Source organism: Kitasatospora sp. NPDC032757 (assembly GCF_055579305.1).
In genome coordinates, this window is sequence record NZ_JBVINN010000015.1 from 50926 (window position 1) to 69144 (window position 18219).

At 75.1% G+C, this 18219-nt stretch carries 13 protein-coding genes and 2 pseudogenes; 5 read left to right on the plus strand and 10 right to left on the minus strand.

Features of this window, described 5'->3' with window-relative positions:
• Positions 1-51: 51 nt before the first annotated feature.
• The 4 genes from ACZ5WK_RS18755 to ACZ5WK_RS18770 all read left to right on the plus strand — a co-directional run bounded on the left by ACZ5WK_RS18755 (position 52) and on the right by ACZ5WK_RS18770 (position 3219).
• The gene (locus tag ACZ5WK_RS18755) at positions 52-786 is read left to right on the plus strand and encodes a response regulator transcription factor (RefSeq protein ID WP_465548504.1); all 735 of its coding nucleotides are present in this window, start codon (positions 52-54) and stop codon (positions 784-786) included.
• A complete protein-coding gene (locus ACZ5WK_RS18760) occupies positions 783-2366 on the plus strand; it encodes a sensor histidine kinase (protein WP_465548505.1) in 1584 nt (527 codons plus the stop codon). The genes ACZ5WK_RS18755 and ACZ5WK_RS18760 overlap by 4 nt, the downstream gene beginning before the upstream one ends.
• Before the next feature lie 191 nt (positions 2367-2557).
• Positions 2558-2989 carry a hypothetical protein gene (locus tag ACZ5WK_RS18765; protein ID WP_465548506.1) on the plus strand — a complete coding sequence of 144 codons (432 nt, stop codon included), beginning with the start codon at positions 2558-2560 and terminating at the stop codon, positions 2987-2989.
• Positions 2986-3219 carry a hypothetical protein gene (locus ACZ5WK_RS18770; RefSeq protein ID WP_465548507.1) on the plus strand — a complete coding sequence of 78 codons (234 nt, stop codon included), beginning with the start codon at positions 2986-2988 and terminating at the stop codon, positions 3217-3219. Before ACZ5WK_RS18765 ends, ACZ5WK_RS18770 begins: the two co-directional genes overlap by 4 nt.
• 106 nt (positions 3220-3325) lie before the next feature.
• Here the strand turns inward: ACZ5WK_RS18770 and ACZ5WK_RS18775 are convergent, their stop codons facing one another.
• The 9 genes and pseudogenes from ACZ5WK_RS18775 to ACZ5WK_RS18815 form a co-directional block, all read right to left on the minus strand.
• Positions 3326-3799, minus strand: a complete 474-nt coding sequence (locus ACZ5WK_RS18775; protein WP_465548508.1) for a hypothetical protein — start codon at positions 3797-3799, stop codon at positions 3326-3328.
• An 8-nt stretch (positions 3800-3807) separates the two neighbouring features.
• Positions 3808-4026, minus strand: coding sequence for a hypothetical protein (locus ACZ5WK_RS18780; RefSeq protein ID WP_465548509.1), 219 nt, complete (start codon positions 4024-4026; stop codon positions 3808-3810).
• 152 nt (positions 4027-4178) lie between these two features.
• A pseudogene (locus tag ACZ5WK_RS18785) lies at positions 4179-4466 on the minus strand (ABC transporter ATP-binding protein); the annotation flags it as partial.
• Positions 4467-4840: 374 nt separating this feature from the next.
• Positions 4841-5161: pseudogene (locus ACZ5WK_RS18790) on the minus strand (iron chelate uptake ABC transporter family permease subunit); the annotation flags it as partial.
• Between the two features lie 243 nt (positions 5162-5404).
• A complete protein-coding gene (locus ACZ5WK_RS18795; protein ID WP_465548510.1) occupies positions 5405-7354 on the minus strand; it encodes a hypothetical protein in 1950 nt (649 codons plus the stop codon).
• A 32-nt stretch (positions 7355-7386) separates the two neighbouring features.
• The gene (locus ACZ5WK_RS18800) at positions 7387-8559 is read right to left on the minus strand and encodes a tryptophan 7-halogenase (protein WP_465548511.1); all 1173 of its coding nucleotides are present in this window, start codon (positions 8557-8559) and stop codon (positions 7387-7389) included.
• On the minus strand, positions 8556-11585 hold the full coding sequence (locus ACZ5WK_RS18805) for a LodA/GoxA family CTQ-dependent oxidase (RefSeq protein ID WP_465548512.1): 3030 nt from the start codon (positions 11583-11585) through the stop codon (positions 8556-8558). The genes ACZ5WK_RS18800 and ACZ5WK_RS18805 overlap by 4 nt, the downstream gene beginning before the upstream one ends.
• 310 nt (positions 11586-11895) lie before the next feature.
• On the minus strand, positions 11896-12609 hold the full coding sequence (locus ACZ5WK_RS18810) for a hypothetical protein (RefSeq protein WP_465548513.1): 714 nt from the start codon (positions 12607-12609) through the stop codon (positions 11896-11898).
• A 146-nt stretch (positions 12610-12755) separates the two neighbouring features.
• Entirely contained in the window at positions 12756-13400 is a 645-nt protein-coding gene (locus tag ACZ5WK_RS18815; protein ID WP_396324954.1) for a dihydrofolate reductase family protein, read from the minus strand.
• Positions 13401-13732: 332 nt separating this feature from the next.
• Here ACZ5WK_RS18815 and ACZ5WK_RS18820 point away from each other — a divergent pair, with 332 nt between their 5' ends.
• Positions 13733-15295 carry a dihydrofolate reductase family protein gene (locus ACZ5WK_RS18820; protein WP_465548514.1) on the plus strand — a complete coding sequence of 521 codons (1563 nt, stop codon included), beginning with the start codon at positions 13733-13735 and terminating at the stop codon, positions 15293-15295.
• On the opposite strand, the gene ACZ5WK_RS18825 is transcribed toward ACZ5WK_RS18820, so the two are convergent.
• Positions 15290-17974, minus strand: a complete 2685-nt coding sequence (locus tag ACZ5WK_RS18825) for an ATP-binding protein (protein WP_465548515.1) — start codon at positions 17972-17974, stop codon at positions 15290-15292. The two genes, ACZ5WK_RS18820 and ACZ5WK_RS18825, sit on opposite strands and share 6 nt — an antisense overlap.
• Positions 17975-18219 lie beyond the last annotated feature (245 nt).

The following is an 18219-nucleotide window of genomic DNA, read 5'->3' on the forward strand; positions in this document are numbered from 1 at the left end:
CCCGCACGATGCGTATGAGAGGGTCGGCAGCCCGGACGAGAGGAGGCGCCGATGAACGGGAGCGGGCCCGGGGCCGTGGGCGGCCCCGCCGGCCGGGTGCTGGTGGTCGACGACGACGCGGCGATCCGGCGCACCCTGGAGCGCGGCCTGCGGCTGAGCGGGTTCTCGGTGAGCCTGGCCGAGGACGGCGAGGCCGCACTCGCCGTGCTGGCGGCCGCCGCGCCGGACGTCCTGGTGCTCGACGTGTCGATGCCCGGCCTCAGCGGCGCCGAGGTCTGCCGCACCCTGCGGACCCGTGGCGACGACATCCCCGTGCTGATGCTCTCGGCCCTGGACGAGCCCGCCGACCGCGTCGCCGGGCTGCAGGCGGGGGCGGACGACTACCTGGTGAAGCCGTTCGCGCTGGAGGAGCTGGTGCTGCGGTTGCGGGCGCTGCTGCGCCGCCGGCCCCCGCAACCGGACGAGCGGGTGGTGGCCGGCCCGCTGGTGATCGATCCGGCAACCCGGCAGGCCCGGCTCGACGGCGAGGAACTCCGGCTCACCCGCCGGGAGTTCGAGCTGCTCACCCAGCTCGCGCGCAACGCCGGCCTGGTGCTCTCCCGGGAGGTGCTGCTGGAGCGGGTCTGGGGCTACGACTTCGACGTCCGCAGTGACGCCGTCGACACCTTCGTCAGCTACCTGCGGCGCAAGATCGAGGCGGGCGGCCGGCCCCGGCTGCTCCACACCGTGCGGGGCGTCGGCTTCGTCCTGCGGATACCCGGCGGCGACGGGGCGGGGTCGCCGTGAAGCTCTCCACCCGGATCGCGCTGTGGGCGGCCGCCGTGGTGCCGCTCCTGGTGGCCCTGGCCGGGCTGTTGCTCCTGCCGCTGGTCGGCCGGGACCTGCGCCACCAGCAGGACACCCGGCTCAACGACCGGGCGGCCGCCGTCCTGCCCAGCGTCCGCGCCCTCGTGGCCGCCGACAGCAAGGGCCGGCCCAAGGCCGAGCAGACCCAGCAGCGGAAGGTGCTGGACTCGGCTCTGGACGCGGGCGTGCGGGTGGCCGGCCAGGACGGGTCCGTCCTGCTGTCGGTCGGTCCGCAGCCCGCCGACGCGGAGGCCTTCCCCGCCGTGCCGGGCGGTCCGATGACGGTGCGCGACCAGGGCAGGGCCTGGCGGGTGCTGACCGTCAGGGTCGGCGCCGCGGGGGCGGCCGGCTCCGGCGGCACGCTCTGGGTGGTGGCGCCCGCGGGGCAGGCCGACAGTGAGACGGCCGCCGTCCGGCGGCGGGTACTGCTGGTGGCGCTGGTCGCGGCGCCGGTCTCCGCGCTGATCGGGTTCGTCCTCGCCGAGCGGGCGACGGCGCCGCTGCGCCGGCTCAGCCGCCGCGCGGCCGCGCTCGACCCGGCGGCACCGGCCGGCACCCCCGGGGCGAACGGCGCCGGCGGGCCGGACACCGCCGGCGGGCCGGACACCGCCGGCGGAACGGCCGGTGCACCCCGTCCGGCCGACGCCGACGATCCGGCCGGCACCCCCGGCCCAGCCGGTCGCGGCTTCGTGGCGGAGCGGACCGGGACGACGGAGGTGGACGAGCTCTCCGCCGCGCTCGCGCTCCTCCTCGCCCGCTACGACGAGCAGGCGCGGCGCACCGCCCAGGCCCTGGACACCGCCCGCGCGTTCTCCTCCACGGCCTCGCACGAACTGCGGACCCCCCTGATGAGCCTGCGCACCAATCTGGACGTGCTGGCCGCCCACCCGGATCTGCCCGCCGCCGACCGGGCGGAGATCGTCGCCGAGCTGCGGGACGACCACGCCCGGATGCTCGACCTGCTCACGGCGCTGGCCGCGCTCGCCCGGGGCGACCTGGTACAGGTGGACGCGTTCCGGTCGGTGGACCTCGCCGAGGTCGCCGACGCGGCGGTCGGCGAGGCCGCCCGCCGCCATCCGCAGGCGGCTTTCACGGCGGACGTCCCGCAGGAGGTGCGGGTGTTCGGCTGGGAGCCCGGACTGAGGATCATGCTCGCCAACCTGCTCGGCAATGCCGCTGTGCACGGCCGCCACGGGCAGGAGCCGGCGCAGGTGGCGCTCCGGCTCGCGGCCGAGGGCGAGACCGTGCGGCTCACCGTGGACGATCGCGGCCCCGGGATCGGTCCGGCCGAGCGGGAGGCGGTGTTCCGCCGGTTCCACCGCCGGCGCGACAGCCCCGGCTCGGGCCTCGGCCTCACCCTGGTCGCGCAGCAGGTAGCGCTGCACCGGGGGACGGTCCGGATCACGACCCCGCCCGGCGGCGGCTGCCGGATGGAGGTCAGGCTGCCCCGGCCCCGCCCCGATGCCCCGACCATCGAGCTGCCGGCCGGCCGCGACTGGATCTCGGGCACCGGCCACTGAGCCGCCGTCCGGCTCCGCCACTGCCGCCCGCGGCCCGCCGCTTGCCGCCGTTCCCCGTTCCCCGTTCCCCGTTCCCCGTTCCACAGGGAATCCACAAAGAGCCGTCCTACTCTCCTGGCGACCGTCCCGGCACCGGCCGGTCCTTGTGTGCCCGGCCGGTGCCGGCACCCGTAACGGAGAAAGGAAGCCACATGCCCGCCAACCGTGTGTCCGTCAGCCGCAAGGCCGCCGCCCTCGGCGCCCTCGCCATCGCCGGTTCGCTGCTCGCCGCCGTGCCGGCCCATGCCGACGGGGGCGGCTCGCCGTCGGGTGCCCCGACCGCCGCGGCGACGCCGAAGAGTGACGGTGCGAAGAACATCTGCAAGCGGCTGCCCAAGACCGAGGAGCGAGTCACCAAGGCGCTGAACCGGCTCAACGGAGACGCAACCGTGGTCGGCTCGGTCGCCCGCCTGCAGCAGCGGGTCACGGAGGCCAAGGCCGCCGGCCACGCCGAGATCGAGACCTACCTCACCAACCGGCTGACCGCCCGCAAGGCCCTCGTCACCACGCTGCAGGCCCGCCAGGGCGACCTCAAGGCCGTGGCGACCTGGTGCGCCGCCCACAACGAGGGGGCCGGCAAGTGACCCGCCGCCCGGCCGCCGCGCTCGCGGCGCTGGCCCTGGCGGCAGCCGCCCTCCTCACCGGCTGTGGCCCCTCCGGATCCCACACGGGGGCCACCACCGGCTCCTCCGCGGGCAAGCAGGACGGCGGTGCGGCCGACAGCGCCCAGGCCCAGGACATGCAGCAGAAACTGGACGCCGCCGAGAGCGCCGCCGCCCAGGCGGACACCGACGCGGCAGCCGACAACGGCTGACGACTCACGGCCGCCCACACACGGCCGCCCACACACGGCCGCCCACGCACGGCTACCGGGCACGGCCGACCGCCCGTCGGAGGCGAGCCTCCGACGGGCGGTCGGTTCACGGTGCGAGACCGGCGCCGGCGCTCGCGGGCGGATCGTTCTCGTTCACGATCCGCAGCATCTCCGCCGACGGCCTGTACTGTTCCGTCACGATCTGCGGGCAGCGCCGGCAGAGCGAGGGCCCTTCCTGGTGGAACCAGCGGCACTGCGCACGGATCGGGCATCTCGGCAGGTCCTCGACCACCTCGTCCAGCAGCACGGCGCTGCGGGCGGCGATCTGGCAGGCCGCGTTCCTGAAGTGGATGCAGCCTGATGCCTGGCAGGCCCCTGCGAAGCGGAAGACCTCGCCGGGTGAGGCGGGCCGGGCCAGTTCGATGATCTCAAGGCTGACGGGCATCGCGTGCGCGGTCGGGACGACCCGCGGTGCATCGGGTGTGCCCGAGACGACCCCGATCAGGACCGACCCGGCCGGGTCCGCCGGCGCGCTGGGGCAGAGCAGTCCTCCGCCGTCGTCGGCGTTGTCCTGCGGCATGGCGGGGTCTACCGCGGAGCCTTGAGCGGCTGGACGTTCTTCACCGCGAACTGTCCGTCGAAGCTCTGCGCCAGCGTCACTTCGAACAGCTCCTCCGGGAAGAAGCCGGCGACGATGGGCCTGGAGATGTCGAACTCGCCTGCGCGGTGGCGGGCCGCGATCGCGATCGCGACGCCCTGGGCGGCAGCCGCGGCGAGCTGTTTCGATTCAATACGTTCGGCGCTCATGAGGTTCTCCCGGTGTTGACGTTGCCACGGTTGGTGGCGTTGCCACGGTTGCACGGGGCTGCCGACGTCGCACGATCTGTAACCTGTTCGGGTGCGAAGGCCTTCTGCCGGTCCGCGCCTCCGGACGGCGGACGGTCCCGCCGCCCGGTCGCTCAGTGCCGGGCACCCGCCCGGGCCGGCTTCCGGGCGGCCGGGACGACCAGCGGGGTGTGCGTCTCCGGGTCGTCGATCACCCGGCAGGGAAGCCGGAAGACTCCCTCGACCAGCTCGGCGGTGACGATCCGGGCCGGCTCGCCCGCGGCCACCACCCGGCCGTCGCACATGGCGATCAGGTGGGTGGCGTACCGGGCCGCGTGGTTGAGGTCGTGCAGGACGGCGACCAGGGTGCGGCCGCGCTCCTCGTGCAGGCGGGCGCAGAGGTCGAGGATCTCGATCTGGTGGGCGCGCTCGGTGGCCAGCAGCCGGATCAGATAGCCGCCGCCGAGGACGCCGGTGACCACGCCGACCGGCAGCTGGTGGTCGGCGGACAGCCGCTGCGCGGCGAAGTCGGCGGTGACCAGCAGGGCGGCGGCCAGCCGGGGCAGCCTGAGCTCGTTGACCACGAAGTCCTCGGCGGGGGGAGCCGCCACCGGTGAGGGTGCGCAGGACGTCCGCCGGGCTCAGCGGGTAGTCGCCGCTGCCGAGGGCCAAAACGCCGACCGCCAGCGCGGCGAGCGCGCAGGCCGCACCGGCGGCCAGGGCGCGCGGGCGGTAGCGGACGGAGCGGCCGCCGAACCTGATGACGCTCATAGGGACCTTCCAGTCGATCGCCGGCTCATGCGCCGACCCTCCGGCGCCGGGCGAACCAGAGGAACAACGGGCCGCCGGCCACCGCCGTGACGATGCCGGCCTGCAGTTCTCCCGGGCGGCCGAGCAGCCGGCCGAGCACGTCGGCGCCCAGCAGCAGCACGGGCGCGAGGACCGCGCAGTAGGGGAACAGCCGGCGCAGGTCGGGCCCGGTGAGCGCGCGGACGAAGTGCGGGACCATCAGCCCGACGAAGACGACCGGGCCGCAGGCCGCCGTCGCCGACCCGCAGAGCAGGGTCACCGCGGCGATCGCGGCGGCCCTGGTCACGGCGGGCCGGGCGCTCGGCGCCGACCTGACGGCCAGGAAGGTCACCGACGCCAAGGCCCGCTTCGAGGCGGCCGCCGAGCAGCTGCGCCAGGCGGCCAGGGCCGCCGGCGGGATCAAGGTGATGGCCGCCTCCGGCGGAGCAGCTCCGGGAGGAGGCGTCGGCCCGGGCCGACCCGGCCGGCGGGGAGTGATCCCGGCGCCCCGGGAGCAGCGGCCACCGCGGGGCCGGCCGTTCCCGGGGCCGGCCCCGCGGAGGAGGCCCGCTCAGACCTGGATCTCCTGGATGTCGGCTGCCGTGCTCGTGAACCCGTTGGTCGAGATGATCCTCAGCTGGACCTGGTCGCCCGGGCGGAACTGGCTGCGGTCCACCTGGATCGTCGGTTCCTTCAGGCCGACGCCGATCGTCTGCCACGTGGCGCCGCCGTCGGTGCTGACCTGTGCGGCGAAGGTCTGGCCGGCCTCCGGTCCCCTGTCGAAGTCCAGCGCCAGCCCGAACGCCCCGGCCTCGGCGCTCGCGTGGCGGGCGGCGCGCAGGGCCGGCGGCGCGCCGCCGGGGCGGAAGGTGTCCACGACCTGGCCGCCGACGACCAGCTCGATCGCCTCCGGGCTGGCCCCGACCGGCACGACGGTGTCCACCAGGCCGGTGCGGTCGTCGTTCGGGCCCAGCTCGGAGGCGAGCTTGACCGGGACCGGGATCTCGCGCGGCGGTGCGCCGTCCGTCTGCCGGATCCGCAGGACCACCCGGGTCCCGCCGTTCGGACCGGCGGCCTCACCGTCCGGACCGGCCGCACCGCCGGGCTGGGCGGGTTGCGCGGCCAGTGGCGTCACCGGATTGACGAAGCGGATGCCGCCCTCGCGCCGGCTGAGGTTCACCGTGCCGACGACGCTGACGAGTTGCTCGGCCTCCGGAGCGGCTCCGGCCGCCCGGAGCGCGGGCTCGGCCGCCGGTTGAGGCGCGAGGCTGACGGACAGCTTCGGGAACCGCTCGTCGGGGCGGCCTCCCCCGGGCCGGGGACGCCCGGCGACCGGGACGACGGTGGGCTGGGCGACGGTGAGCGGGGCGGCGGCGGACACCGGGGTGTCCTCGGGCAGCGGGGCACCGGCCACGAGCGAGTCCTCGGCGGCCAGCCGCCGGCGGATGCCCTCGTAGGTGTAGCTGCTCATCCACTGGCGGTCGCAGTAGGTCATCACGTCGTGCCACCGCATCCCCGGCCTGGCCTTCATCGGCAGGTTCAGCGCCGGGTCGCCCACGTCGAACCCGACGAAGGTGTCCGGCCCGTCGGCGAGTTGCCCGCTCTGGAAGGGGTAGCCCTGCCGGTCGTCCGGGGACTCACCGCAGAAGCCGGGGTGCCGGCGGCCGAAGGTGTGGCCGAGTTCGTGGCCGCCGTACCAGTCGCCGTAGGTGCCGTCGAAGTCCCAGCCGAACGGCGCCGAACCGCACGGCGACGAGGCGACGACGCTCGGGTCGGCCGCCACGGGGAGGCCGGAGGAGCACCCCCGCAGGAAGAACCCGCCGTCGGCGACCTGGCCGATGTAGTGGGTGCGCCGGTCACCGCCGGCACTGATGTCCAGGTTGCGGATGGCCGCGAGCTGGGCGTTGGTGTCCTCACACGTGAAGGGTGGTGTGGCGGTGGCGTCGATGACGGCGTGTGAGCTGATGACCTCGGCCACCGGGTAGGCGCGTTTGAGCCAGCTGACCAGGGCGTTGAAGTCCAGGTCCCGCGGGGTGAAGGTGCCCGGCGGGTCCGTCGTGCTGTAGCGCAGTCCGAGGACGCGGATCCGCAGCGGCGGGCCGCTGCGGAACAGGACGGTCGGGCCGGCGCCCGTGGCACCGAGCGGGAGAACGGCACCGGTCAGCGCATCACTGAGGGTCACCGAGCTCACGCTGAGTGCCCCTTCCGCCGTCAGCGTGGGCGGCACGATGAAGTTGAGGCTCAGGTCCGCGTCGGCGCGGCGGGCGGCGAGGTCCTGGGCGGCGTTGGGGTCGAGGGCGATGGTGTTGACCGACGTCACCTTGACGCCGGGGTCCGTCGTCGACCGGATCAGCGTGACGGTACCGCGCACACCGGCGGCGGGTCCGCTGGTGCCGCTCACGTAGACGCGGATCACGGTGACCTTGCCGGCGATCAGGGCGACGCGGTGCTGGAGGTCCTGCACCGACTGGGTGACCTCCGTGGCGTCCCAGACGGCATGCGTCGGAGCTGGAGCTGTCATGACTGCCCCCATGGACAAGTGGTCGGGTTCTTTCAGGCTATGCCGGACGGGGCGCCGGCGCCCGCCCGCCGACGCTGCCAGAAGGCGCTGAGCGGCCAACGTCGCTCCTGGTCGTACGAGTACGCATGGTTTCTCCGGTAGGCGTCCGCGACGCCGTCCAGGAACGCCGTGTAGTCGGCGAGCGCGGAGGCCGTCCGGCCGGGGGCGGCCAGGCACGCCGCCACGGTCTGCCCCGCGCGGGCGCCGGTGTGCAGCGCGGTGAGGATGCCCTGCGAGGAGAGCGGGTCGAAGGCGAGGGCGGCGTCCCCGGCCGCCACCCAGCCCGGGCCGGCGGCCGGGCTCAGCCGCAGGCCGTGGGCGGGCGTCCAGCGCGGCCCGGCGGTCGCGGCGGGGTCGTAGCCCGCCAGCCGCCGCCGTACGTGCTCGGTGCGGGTGATGCCGCGCCAGAAGCCGTGGGGTGTCCGCAGGGCAGGGTCGGCGAGGTCGGCGTCGGTCAGGTGGGCGACCAGGCGTCCGGCCGGGGTCAGGGTGGTGTACCACCAGCCGTGCGGTGCCGCCTCGACGAGCGTGCGCGCCTCGGCGTCCCGCAGCTGCGCCGGCTCCGCGGCGCCGGGATCGCCGAACACGGCGTACGCGGCGACGAGCCGGTCCTGCCGGTGGCGGTGGCCGTACCGGCGGCCGATGACGCAGCGCCGGCCGGTGGCGTCGACCGTCCAGCGGCTCTGCAGCTCCGTCACGGCGCCGGTGTCGCGCTCACGGACGGTCAGGAGGCCGCCGGCGTGCTCCAGCACGGTGGCCCGCCGCAGTTCGGCGCCGGCCGCCACGGCCGCGTCCCGGAGGAAGGCGTCGAAGCGGAGCCGGTCGAGGTGCCAGCCGTGCCCGTACGGGTCGAAGAGGTGGCTGCGACCGTGCAGCGCCGCCGAACCCCAGGCCGCGTACGTCCCCGTGGACGGGGGGTGGCCGGCGGCCAGGAAGCCGTCCAGCAGCCCGAGATCACGCAGCAGCGGGCGGGCGGCGGGCGGCAGGGACTCGCCGATCTTGAACGCGCCCCGGCGGCCGGCGGCCGACGGCGCCCGCCCGCCGGGGTCGAGGAGCAGGACGCGCCGGCCCGCGGCCGCCAGGACCAGCGCCGCGACCGCGCCCGCCGGGCCGCCGCCGGCCACGGCGGCGTCGACGGGCCCGGACGGGCGCGGGCGGACCGTCACCGGTGGCGCCGGAAGCGTTTGACCTTGTCGATGAAGCCCGCCGACACCTCCTCGTCGGGCAGCTCCGCCATGGTGACGGCGGTGGCCATCGCGGCCTCGCCGAGCACCGGGTCGGCGCCGAGCGGTACGTGCACGGCGACCAGGTTGCGCCGGGCGGGCGGAGCGGGCTCGGGCGGGAAGCTCACCTCGGACTCGACCAGCAGCTCCGCCGGCAGCCGGGGGTCGTCGGTCGGCCCGGGGCGGCGCTCGACCAGACCGAGCTTGCCGAAGTCCGTCACCATGGCGTTGATGGCGTCGACGTAGCGCGGGGGGAGCCAGCGGAGCCAGGCCCGCCGGTTCCCGAAGGCCGCCAGGCGCTCGGCCATGGGCCGGGAGGTGTCCATCACGATTGCGTACTCCTCCTCGGCGATCACGTGGTTGGGCACCCGGGCCGGCCAGAAGGTGGGGAGGTACGGGTCGTAGATGCCGAAGCCGGAGAGGTACTCGTAGCCCGAGCGGCAGCTCGCGGTGTCGGTCTGCCAGGGCACGGCCATCCACCGGGTCAGGTCACCCGGCCGCTGGGCGTAGAGCGGGCCGTCGAAGGAGAGGGCGGTCTGCGGGGTGAGCTTCGGGCCGTAGGCGGGCGGGGGCGGCAGGTCCGGATCGCGGCGGCGCACCCGGAAGGGGCTGCTGTACAGGGTGGTGTGGCGCATCGGCCAGGTGAGTTCGCAGCCGGGGTGGAAGGCGTCGGCGAGACAGAACGACAGCGCGGCCCGGTCGAGCGTCTGGGCCCGCTCGGCGAACGGCACCTGGTCGAGGGAGGCGGGCGGCGAGGCCTGCGGGTCGTGGTCGGCGGCGAAGTCCCCGCCGGCCCAGCGCTCCAGGAGGCGGTACTGGAGCGGGGAGAGCGTCACGTGCTGGCGTACCGACTCGGCCGGTACGTTCATCGCGTCGCCGTAGACCCCCGGCCACGGCACCGGGGACGTGCCGTCGCGGTCGTAGTTGCGGATCGTGAGCCAGACCTGCCGGCGCAGCTCCTCGTGGACGGGCGAGGGGTCCGCCAGCGCGGCGAGGGTGTCGGGGGCGAGGAGGTCCTCCCGCCCGCCGTGCCCCAGCTGGACCGCCACACCCTGGTTGACCCACTGCAGGTCGCAGAGGCGGCGCAGGACGGGCAGCACGTCGCGGGTGAAGGACGGCTGCCGCGGTTCGGGGAGGACGCCGGCGGTGACGAAGACGTCGCGGACCAGGTCGTACATCGTCCGCACCGAGGTGAGTTCGGGCGCGTAGTTGGGCGGTGCGGTGACCACCCAGCCCGGCTCGACCGGGATGGGCCGGCCGTCGATGCTGACCTCGGCGGTGACCGGGCCGTCGGAGACGTCGTCGTGCCAGCCGTCGTTGTTGGCGAAGGTGTCGGCGGGGGTGTCGGTGGCCGACGCGGACACGCCCCGGCCGCCGAGGAAGATCAGCCGGCCGCTCTCGTCGGTGCGCAGCTCCCCGAGGTAGACCGGCCGGTCCAGGAAGGTGCCGGTGTCGAAGAGGTGCTCGGGGCCGCCGGCCCGGTTGCGGCCGCGCACCGACCGGAAGCCGGGGTCGATGACCAGCCGCTTGCGCCGGTTGGCGGGGACCTTGGGATTGCGCAGGTTGCTGTCCTCGGTCTTGTCCGCCTCCGGGATGTCGAGGGCCAGCTGGAACTGGTACCAGGCGGCCTTCGAGTTGACGACGTGCACGGTCCAGCGCAGGTCCGCGTTGTCGGCGGTCAGCTCGGCGACCGGTTCGCCGGCGGCGTTGTAGCCGTAGACCCGGAACCGGACGGCCTGCCGCTTCAGGGCTCCGGTGGCGTCCTTGTAGCTCCCGGTGGGCAGCGGGGCCGGGTGGTCGACCTCGGGGGCGAGCACGTACTCGTCCGCGCTGTCGCCGACCCGGGCCACGCCGATCGCCGGGTGCACGGCGGCCCGGACGATCCGGGTGTCGCGGGCGGGCGGCGGCGTGATCTGCGGGCGGGCCGGGCCGGGCTCGGCCGCCGGGACGCCGTTGACGTCGCGGCGCTGTTCGGCCGAGGCCTGGTAGACCGTCCTGCGGACCTCGGCGATGCTGCCCACCGGTCGGTGCTCGGCGAGGCTGTGCCACGGGTTGTAGGCGAGGTTCTCGCCGTACGTGGACTGGCCCCGGGCGGTGACGTCCTGCTTCTGGAGGGTCAGCCGGGCCACCTTGACCGGTTCGCTCTCGGACTCCTCCCAGCGCACGGTGGCCTGGTCCAGCGGCATGCGCTGCGGGTCGGTGCGGAACTGCAGCAGCAGGTCGAAGGCCGCCGTTCCCGCCGAGAGGCGGTGGCGCAGGTCGGCGCCCAGGTACGCGGGATCCTCGTCGGGGGGCACCGCCGCAGGATCGCCGGGTTCACAACCGGCGGGCACCAGCTTGTACTTGACGAACCGCTCGGGGCCGAAGGCGTAGGGCAGCACACCCCAGTACGTCGCGGTGAGCACGCTCTCCTCGAACGTGGCCATCGCGTCGAGGATCTCCTGGGTGACCGGGTGGTCCCGCAGGTACGGCTCGTAGCTGCCGTCGACGACACCGGCCCTGGTGAACTCGCACATGTCCTGGGCGGTGTCGACGAAGAACACGTCGTGGTTCTGCAGCAGCAGGTCCTGGGTGCCGGCCTCGGTGTCGCCGTCCAGCAGCTTCGGGCCGGGCACGCCGAACAGCTTGATGCCGATGCCGAGGGTGGTGTTGAGGTCGGGGCTGCCGGGCACGGTGTCGCTGGAGAAACGCACCCAGGTGGTCAGGCCGCCGGTCTGTTCGTGGGCGGCCTTGAGGAACCCGACGCGCAGGTCGGGCGGCAGGTCGGCGGCGACCGTCAGCACTCCGCGGGCCACACCGTGCGGCTTGAGGAACACCGGCCGCCTGACGGGGTCCTGGCCGCGGGAGATGCGGCCGCCCTGGGTCAGGTCGACGAACATCTGCTTCAGCGCGGCGGCCGCGTCCTCGGCGCAGCCCGGTAGCGGCGGAGGTCCTGCGTTCTCGTCGAAGGGTGCGGGGGTCCCGATCATGTTGTGCTCCGATCCGTGCAGCGGTCTGCCGGTCCGGAGGCCGTGCCTCCGTCCGTCCGTCCCCGGTCCAGCGTGCACAAACCTGTGAGGACCAGCGCGCCGACGTACGCCCGAACCGAGCACAGACCGGGCCGGCGGCGGGCCGGCTCACTCCAATCGGCCATCAGCGGTCGCATGTCCGGGTCCCGTGGTGGGAGCGTCGTCGGGCGCCCGCCGGTCCGCGGTGGCGAGGCAGTGGCGGCCGCCCCGGCACCAGGGTCCGAGGGGCGGGGTCGTCGGAGCGGGGCCCGCGGGCCCCGCCCCGGGCGGATCAGCAGGAGGCGGCGTCGGCGGGCAGCGCCAGCCCGGCGGTCACGATGCGGTCGCCCGGCACGGTGACGTTCTGGTCGTACGGCGCGGTGGGCGGCGGGTTCGGCGTGACCATGGTGAACTTCGCCGGGAGCTCGGCCTCCCGGACGGCTTCGCCCAGGTGCACCACGGACAGCACGCCGGTGCAGTGCGAGGTCGCCGGGGGCACGCTGCCCGCCGCGACGCCGTTGGCCGGACCGACCGCCACCCCGACCGAGTCCAGGGGCGTGTACGAGAACGAGAACTGCGACCCCGGCGCCGTGCCGGTGCGGGCGAGCCGCACCGAGAACCGGGTGATGGTGACGGCCACCGGACGGCAGGGCCGTTCGTCGGTGCGGGTGTCGAGGTGGAGGCCGTCCAACCGCATGAAGAGCCCGGGATCGATGATGCGCGCGGTGCCGGGAAGGCGGGCCAGATAGCCCCTGACGGTCGTGTCACCGACCATCGAGGTGTCGAAGCAGGTCTCGCTCGGCGATGGTGCGGGCGCCGACGCCGTGGCGCCGGCCGCTGCGGCCGGCACCGTCGGCGAGGCGGTCCCGCTCGCGGCCGGTGACGACGAACCGGCCCCCGCGGCGCCGTCGGCGGCGCCCGACGCGCAGCCGGTGACCGCCAGGGCCACCACCGCCACCGAGGCACCGAGCGCCTTCACGGGCCGGCCGATGTGCTTGGTGCGCATCCCCACCCCCTCGTGGAACTACGCCGATGGTGCCAGAAATCCGCTCCGGGGATGGGCAGTTCACCTCGATCCGGTGCACCGGCGGGCGCCCGGCGCCGGCACCCCGGCTCGGGCCCGCTCCACGCGGTGACGCGGTGGCACGCCGGTCAGACGCGGGTGAAGGTCACGTGCGTCACGCCGCTCGGGCTGGTCACCGACTCGGTGCGGAACCGCTCTTCGAGCCCTTCGAGTCCCTCCCAGAGCCGTTCGCCGCGGCCGAGGACGATCGGCACCACGACGACGTGCAGGTGGTCGACCAGGTCGGCGGCCAGAAAGGCGCGGACGGTGCTGGGCCCGCCGCCGATCCGGACGTCCAGCCCGCCGGCGGCCGCCCGGGCCTGGCGGAGCGCCTCCTCCGGGGTGGCGTCGACGAAGTGGAAGGTGGTGCCGCCCGCCATCTCCACCGTGGGCCGCGGATGGTGGGTCAGCACGAAGACCGGGGTGTGGAACACCGGGTCCGGCCCCCACCAGCCGGTCCAGTCGTGATTCTCCCAGGGGCCTCGCTGCGGGCCGAACTTGTTCCGCCCCATGATCTCGGCACCGATGCCGTCGCCCCAGGCTCGGGCCATCGCGTCGTCCACACCGGTGTCGCCGCCCTCCTGGCCTTGCATCCGGCGGAACGTCCTGGTGTGGAAGAACCAGCGGTGGAGGTGGTCACCGGCGTGGCCGAAGGGGGCCTCCAGGCTCTGCCCCTCGCCGGTCCCGTAACCGTCGAGCGAGACCGAGAAGTTGTGGACGCGGACCAGGGACACGGCAGGACCTCCGGCGTTCGGCACTCCGGCACGGGCGGGCCGCACCGGCCGGAGCCCGAGGCTATCCCGCCTGCGCAGGGTTTCCCGGCGACCGACCCGCCCACGAGGCGGCCGAGTCGGGGACGGACCGGCGGGCCGCCCGGCTGCCGTCGTCGCCCGCCGCCGTCGTCGCCCGTCGTCGTCGCCCGCCGCACCGGTCGTCCAGCACGCCGACCCATGACCGGCAGGCCGATGACCGGTCACATTACGTCGGGACGACTGATGCCTGTCGGCCGGCGCCGGGCCTACCGTCAAGGACGTCACCCCGCCTCCTCTGACCGAAAGCAGGTCGTGTGCGCCGTCTCACCTACTTCGTCGGCACCAGCCTCGACGGCTTCATCGCCGGCCCGGAGGGGCAGTTCGACTTCTTCCCCTTCGAGGGCGACCTCGCCGCCGTACTCCTGGCCGAGTACCCCGAGACCGTTCCGGTCCAGGGCCGCGGGCCGTCGGGCACCGACGGGGCCGCCGACCGGAGGTTCGACACGGTCCTGATGGGCCGCGGCACCTACGAGCCCGGTCTCGCGGTCGGCGTCACCAGCCCCTATCCGCACCTCACCCAGTACGTCTTCTCCCGGACCCTTGCCCGGCTCGACCCCGAGGTGGAGATCGTCTCCGCGGACCCGGTCGCGTTCGTCCGCGACCTCAAGCGGCAGGACGGGGCGGGCATCTGGCTGTGCGGCGGGGCGGACCTCGCCGGACAGCTGCTGGAGGAGATCGACGAACTGATCGTCAAGCGGTACCCGGTCGTCATCGGCTCCGGCATCCCGCTCTTCCACGCACCCTTCCTCCCGGTGGGGTTCACGCTGACCGACTCCCGCGTCTTCAACACCGGCGCGACCATCACCACCTACGCAAAAGCACCGGAAATGAGCCTGAACATGCTGTTCCGCCCCACCGACGAGACCGACCTCGACCGCGTCACCGCCGTGACGGTCGACGAACCCGTCAGCTGGATCGACGCCGACCGCTACCTCGAAGAACTCAAGGAGGGCATGTACCGGCCGGAGTGGACGTGGATCGCCGAGGACGGCGGCCGGATCGTCGCCCGCGCCCTGTGGTGGGGCCAGGCCTCCAGCGAGCACCCGATCGCGCTGGACTGCCTGCACGTCGACCCCTCGGTCGCCGACCGCGCGGCCGTCGCGGCCGGTCTGATCACCGCGGGCCTGCGGGCCTTCGCCGAGCGGGGCGCGACCAAGCCCCCGCTGTACAACGTGACGCTGCCGAACGGCTGGCGCGAGCTCCCGGACGTCGTCGCCGCCCTGGCCTGGCGGCACGAGGCCGCGCTGGCGGCCGGGCTCACCGACGAGGTGGAACGGCTGCGCCTGGAGTGGACCCCCGACGCCGGGCTCCCGGCCTCCAGCGGGCGCCTCACGTTCACCGAGGGTTCGGACGAGGAGTTCCTCGACGTCTTCCGGCGCATCGCGGAGGGCAGCCTCGACGCCGAGACGCGCCGGAACGTGGCGTCCATGGGAGCCGAGGCCGCCGCCCGCGAGGAGGTGGACTTCTACCTCGGCTGCCCGGGCGAGCGCTCGTGGTGGCGCCTCGCCCGCACCCCCGACGGGCAGGTCGCCGGGCTGGCCCTCCCGTCGGCGACGCCGTACAACCGCAACGTCGGCTACCTGGGTGTCGTCCCCGAGCTGCGCGGACAGGGGTACGTCGACGACGTGCTCGCCGAGATCACCCGCGTGCAGGTGGAGGCCGGCGCCGAGCTGATCACGGCCACCACGGACACCGGCAACGCCCCGATGGCCGCCGCCTTCGCCCGGGCCGGCTACCGGACCGCCCAGACCCGGATGATCTACTCGGTGCCGGAGGCCTCGAAGGCCTCTGAGGCGGCGCCGGCACCGGTCTCATGAGGCCAGCAGCGTGGCGAGTTCGGTGCGGGAGCTGACACCCAGCTTGGGGAACGCGCGGTAGAGGTGGTGTCCGACGGTGCGGGGGCTCAGGAACAGCTGCGTGGCGATCTCCCGGTTGCTCGCGCCGGACGCCGCCAGCCGGACGACCTCGCGTTCCTGCGGGCTGAGCAGGCTGATCGGCCCGTCCCGGCGAGCGGTCAGCCCGGTCTCCCCGCCCGCGGCTCCGAGCTCCGCCCGGGCGCGGTCGGCCCAGGGCTCGGCGCCGAGCCGCTCGAAGGCCTCCAGAGCGGCGCGCAGTTGGTCCCGGGCGTCGATCTGGCGCCGCAGCCGGCGCAGCCATTCCCCGTAGAGCAACGCGGTGCGGGCCCGGTCGTAGGCGCTGCCTCCCTCGTGCAGGGCCAGCGCCGCCGTGAAGTGCTCCTCGGCCGCGCTGTCGGGGCCGGTCAGCGCCTGGCAGCGGCGGGCCAGGGCGGAGAGGGCGGGCTGCCCCAGCGCGGCGGCCCGTTCCCCGAGCAGCCGGGCCGGCTCCGTCGCCCGTTCCGGGCGGCCGGCGCGTCCCGCCGCCTCGACGAGGTCCGGCAGCAGGGGCAGGGAGAGCAGCGGATGGGCCGCCTCGCGCCGCGCCGACTCCAGTGGTTCCAGCGCGGCCTCCGCCCGGCCCAGGCCGAGTCGGAGCAGACCCAGCGCCCACAGGGCGTCCGACGTACCGCGTCCCACCCCGCGTGGTCGCGTGTACTCCAAGGCTTCGCCGGCCAGGGCGCGGGCCTGCTCCTCCTGTCCCCGCAGGCCCGCCAGCATCGCCAGGGTGGTGCGCAGATGGGCGGCCCGGTGGGCCAGGTCGTGGTACTCGGCCAGCTGGAGCCCCTCGGTGGCGTGCGCAGACGCCTCGTCGTGGCTGCCGAGGGCCAGTTCGGTCTGGGCGAGCAGGTGGAGCGTGGTGGGAAGCCAACCGCTGATGCCCTGCTCGCGGCAGTGGGCGACGGCTCCGGCGGCGGCCTCCCGCGCGGCCGGGTGGTCGCCGGCCAGCTGGCAGTAGATCCCGGTCATCAGCCGGTCCATGACGCCGGTGGCCGGCTCCCGGCAGCTCTCCACGAGCGCTCGCAGCGCGCAGAGCGCGCCGGGGACGTCACCGCCGAACAGCCGGTGGGGGACGGCCAGTACCGGCAGGTCCGGGGCGCGGGACGCGATCTCCGCCATCAGCGTGGCGTTCCCCGCGGAGAAGGCCGCGTGGACCGCGTCGGCCAGCAGCGACGCCGTCGTGTCCGGGAGCCCGGCGCCGGTCAGGTCCGCGCTGTCGAGCAGGATCCGGGCGGCGGTCTCCGGCCTGCGGTAGCCCAGCTCGACCACCGCCCGGGCGCGCGCGAACTCCGCCGCCACGCCCGGGTCCTCCAGCGGCAGCGGCACCTGGTCGGCCAGGGCGGCGCACCGCTCGTCCTGCCCGGCGTCGGCGGCCTTCTGCGCCGCCCGGACCAGGCGGCGCGCACGCCGCTGCGGATCCGCGGTGAGCTGGGCGGCACGCTCGTAGGCGGCGGACGCGGACGCCATCGCCTGCCGGCTCCCGGCCCACTCGGCGACCCGTTCCAGCTCCTCGGCGACCCGTTCGTCCGGTCCCGTCGACGCGGCGGCCAGGTGCCAGGCCCGCCGGTGCACGTGGCCGGCCGCGCTCAGCGCCTCCGCCAGCGCGCGGTGCGTGGCGATGCGCCGGGCGAGCGGGGCGCCCTGGTAGGCGGCGTAGCGCACCAGCGGATGCCGGAAGCGCACCCCCGCCCCGGACAGGAGCACGAACCCGGCGCGTTCCGCGGGTTCGAGGTCCTCGACAGCTCCGCCGAGCGGTTCCGCGGCCCGCAGCACCAGGGTGAGATCCCCGGTGTCGTCGGCGGCGGCCACCAGCAGCACCGCCTGGGTGGCGTCGGGAAGCCGTCGGATCTGCTCCAGGAAGCCGTCCCGGATCCGGCTCGGCGGCCCGGCGGCCGCCTCGGGGAGCGCCAGCGGGCCCAGCCGTCCGGCGCGCTGGGCCGGGGTGAGCGCGGCCGCCAGCTCGATCAGGGCCAGCGGGTTGCCGCAGGCCTCCTCGATGACCCGGTCCGCGACGTACGGCGGCAGGCCCGGCACCAGCTCGGCGGCGGTCGCGCGGTCGAGGCCTTCGACGAGCAGCCGGGGCAGCCCCTTCACGGTGGCGCCGGGCGCCCCGTCGCGCACGGCGAAGAGCATCACCACGCCCTCCGCCCGGAGCCGGCGCGCGGCGAAGGTCAGCATGTCCACCGACGGCTGGTCGATCCACTGGGCGTCGTCGACCAGGCACAGCAGCGGGCCGTCGGCCGCGGCGTCCGACAGCAGCGTGAGGACGGCGAGGCCGACGGTGAAGCGGTCGCGCACGCCGTCGGCGGTCAGCCCGAAGACCGCCCGCAGGGCCGCGGCCTGGGGCGCCGGCAGCGCGTCGACGAGATCCAGCACGGGCAGGAACAGCTGGTGGAGGCCCCCGAAGGCCAGTTCCATCTCCGACTCGATGCCCTCGACGCGCAGCACGCGCACGCCGTCCGCCCGCCCGGCGGCGTGGTCGAGCAGCGCGGTCTTGCCGATCCCGGCCTCACCGTGCAGCAGCAGGGCGCTGCTCGTCCCCTGACGAGCGCCGTCGAGCAACTGCTCGATCCGGTCCCGCTCCGCGTTCCGCCCCCGCACGCTGTGCCCCTGTTGCGATCGCCCCGCCCGGGCCCGGCGAGACCGTGTGACAGCAGCCGGGAGGCCGCGTCGATGATCTTCCCGCCGGGCATGTCGGAGCCATTATCGCTGGTCAGACGGAGTCGCCGGCCATGCGGGACTGACGTCGTGTGCACCGCGACGGGATCGGGCGCCGCCGTACCCGCCGCGCCGGTGGCGCCCGTCACGGGGCCGTGAGCGGCCGGGTCGTGGACGTGACCGGCGGA

Bases quoted from the DNA above. Each gene is read 5' to 3' on its own strand.
- ACZ5WK_RS18755 (WP_465548504.1), top strand. From the start codon at position 52: ATGAACGGGAGCGGGCCCGGGGCCGTGGGCGGCCCCGCCGGCCGGGTG.
- ACZ5WK_RS18765 (WP_465548506.1), top strand. From the start codon at position 2,558: ATGCCCGCCAACCGTGTGTCCGTCAGCCGCAAGGCCGCCGCCCTCGGC.
- ACZ5WK_RS18775 (WP_465548508.1), bottom strand. From the start codon at position 3,799: ATGCCGCAGGACAACGCCGACGACGGCGGAGGACTGCTCTGCCCCAGC.
- ACZ5WK_RS18780 (WP_465548509.1), bottom strand. From the start codon at position 4,026: ATGAGCGCCGAACGTATTGAATCGAAACAGCTCGCCGCGGCTGCCGCC.
- ACZ5WK_RS18795 (WP_465548510.1), bottom strand. From the start codon at position 7,354: ATGACAGCTCCAGCTCCGACGCATGCCGTCTGGGACGCCACGGAGGTC.
- ACZ5WK_RS18805 (WP_465548512.1), bottom strand. From the start codon at position 11,585: ATGATCGGGACCCCCGCACCCTTCGACGAGAACGCAGGACCTCCGCCG.
- ACZ5WK_RS18810 (WP_465548513.1), bottom strand. From the start codon at position 12,609: ATGCGCACCAAGCACATCGGCCGGCCCGTGAAGGCGCTCGGTGCCTCG.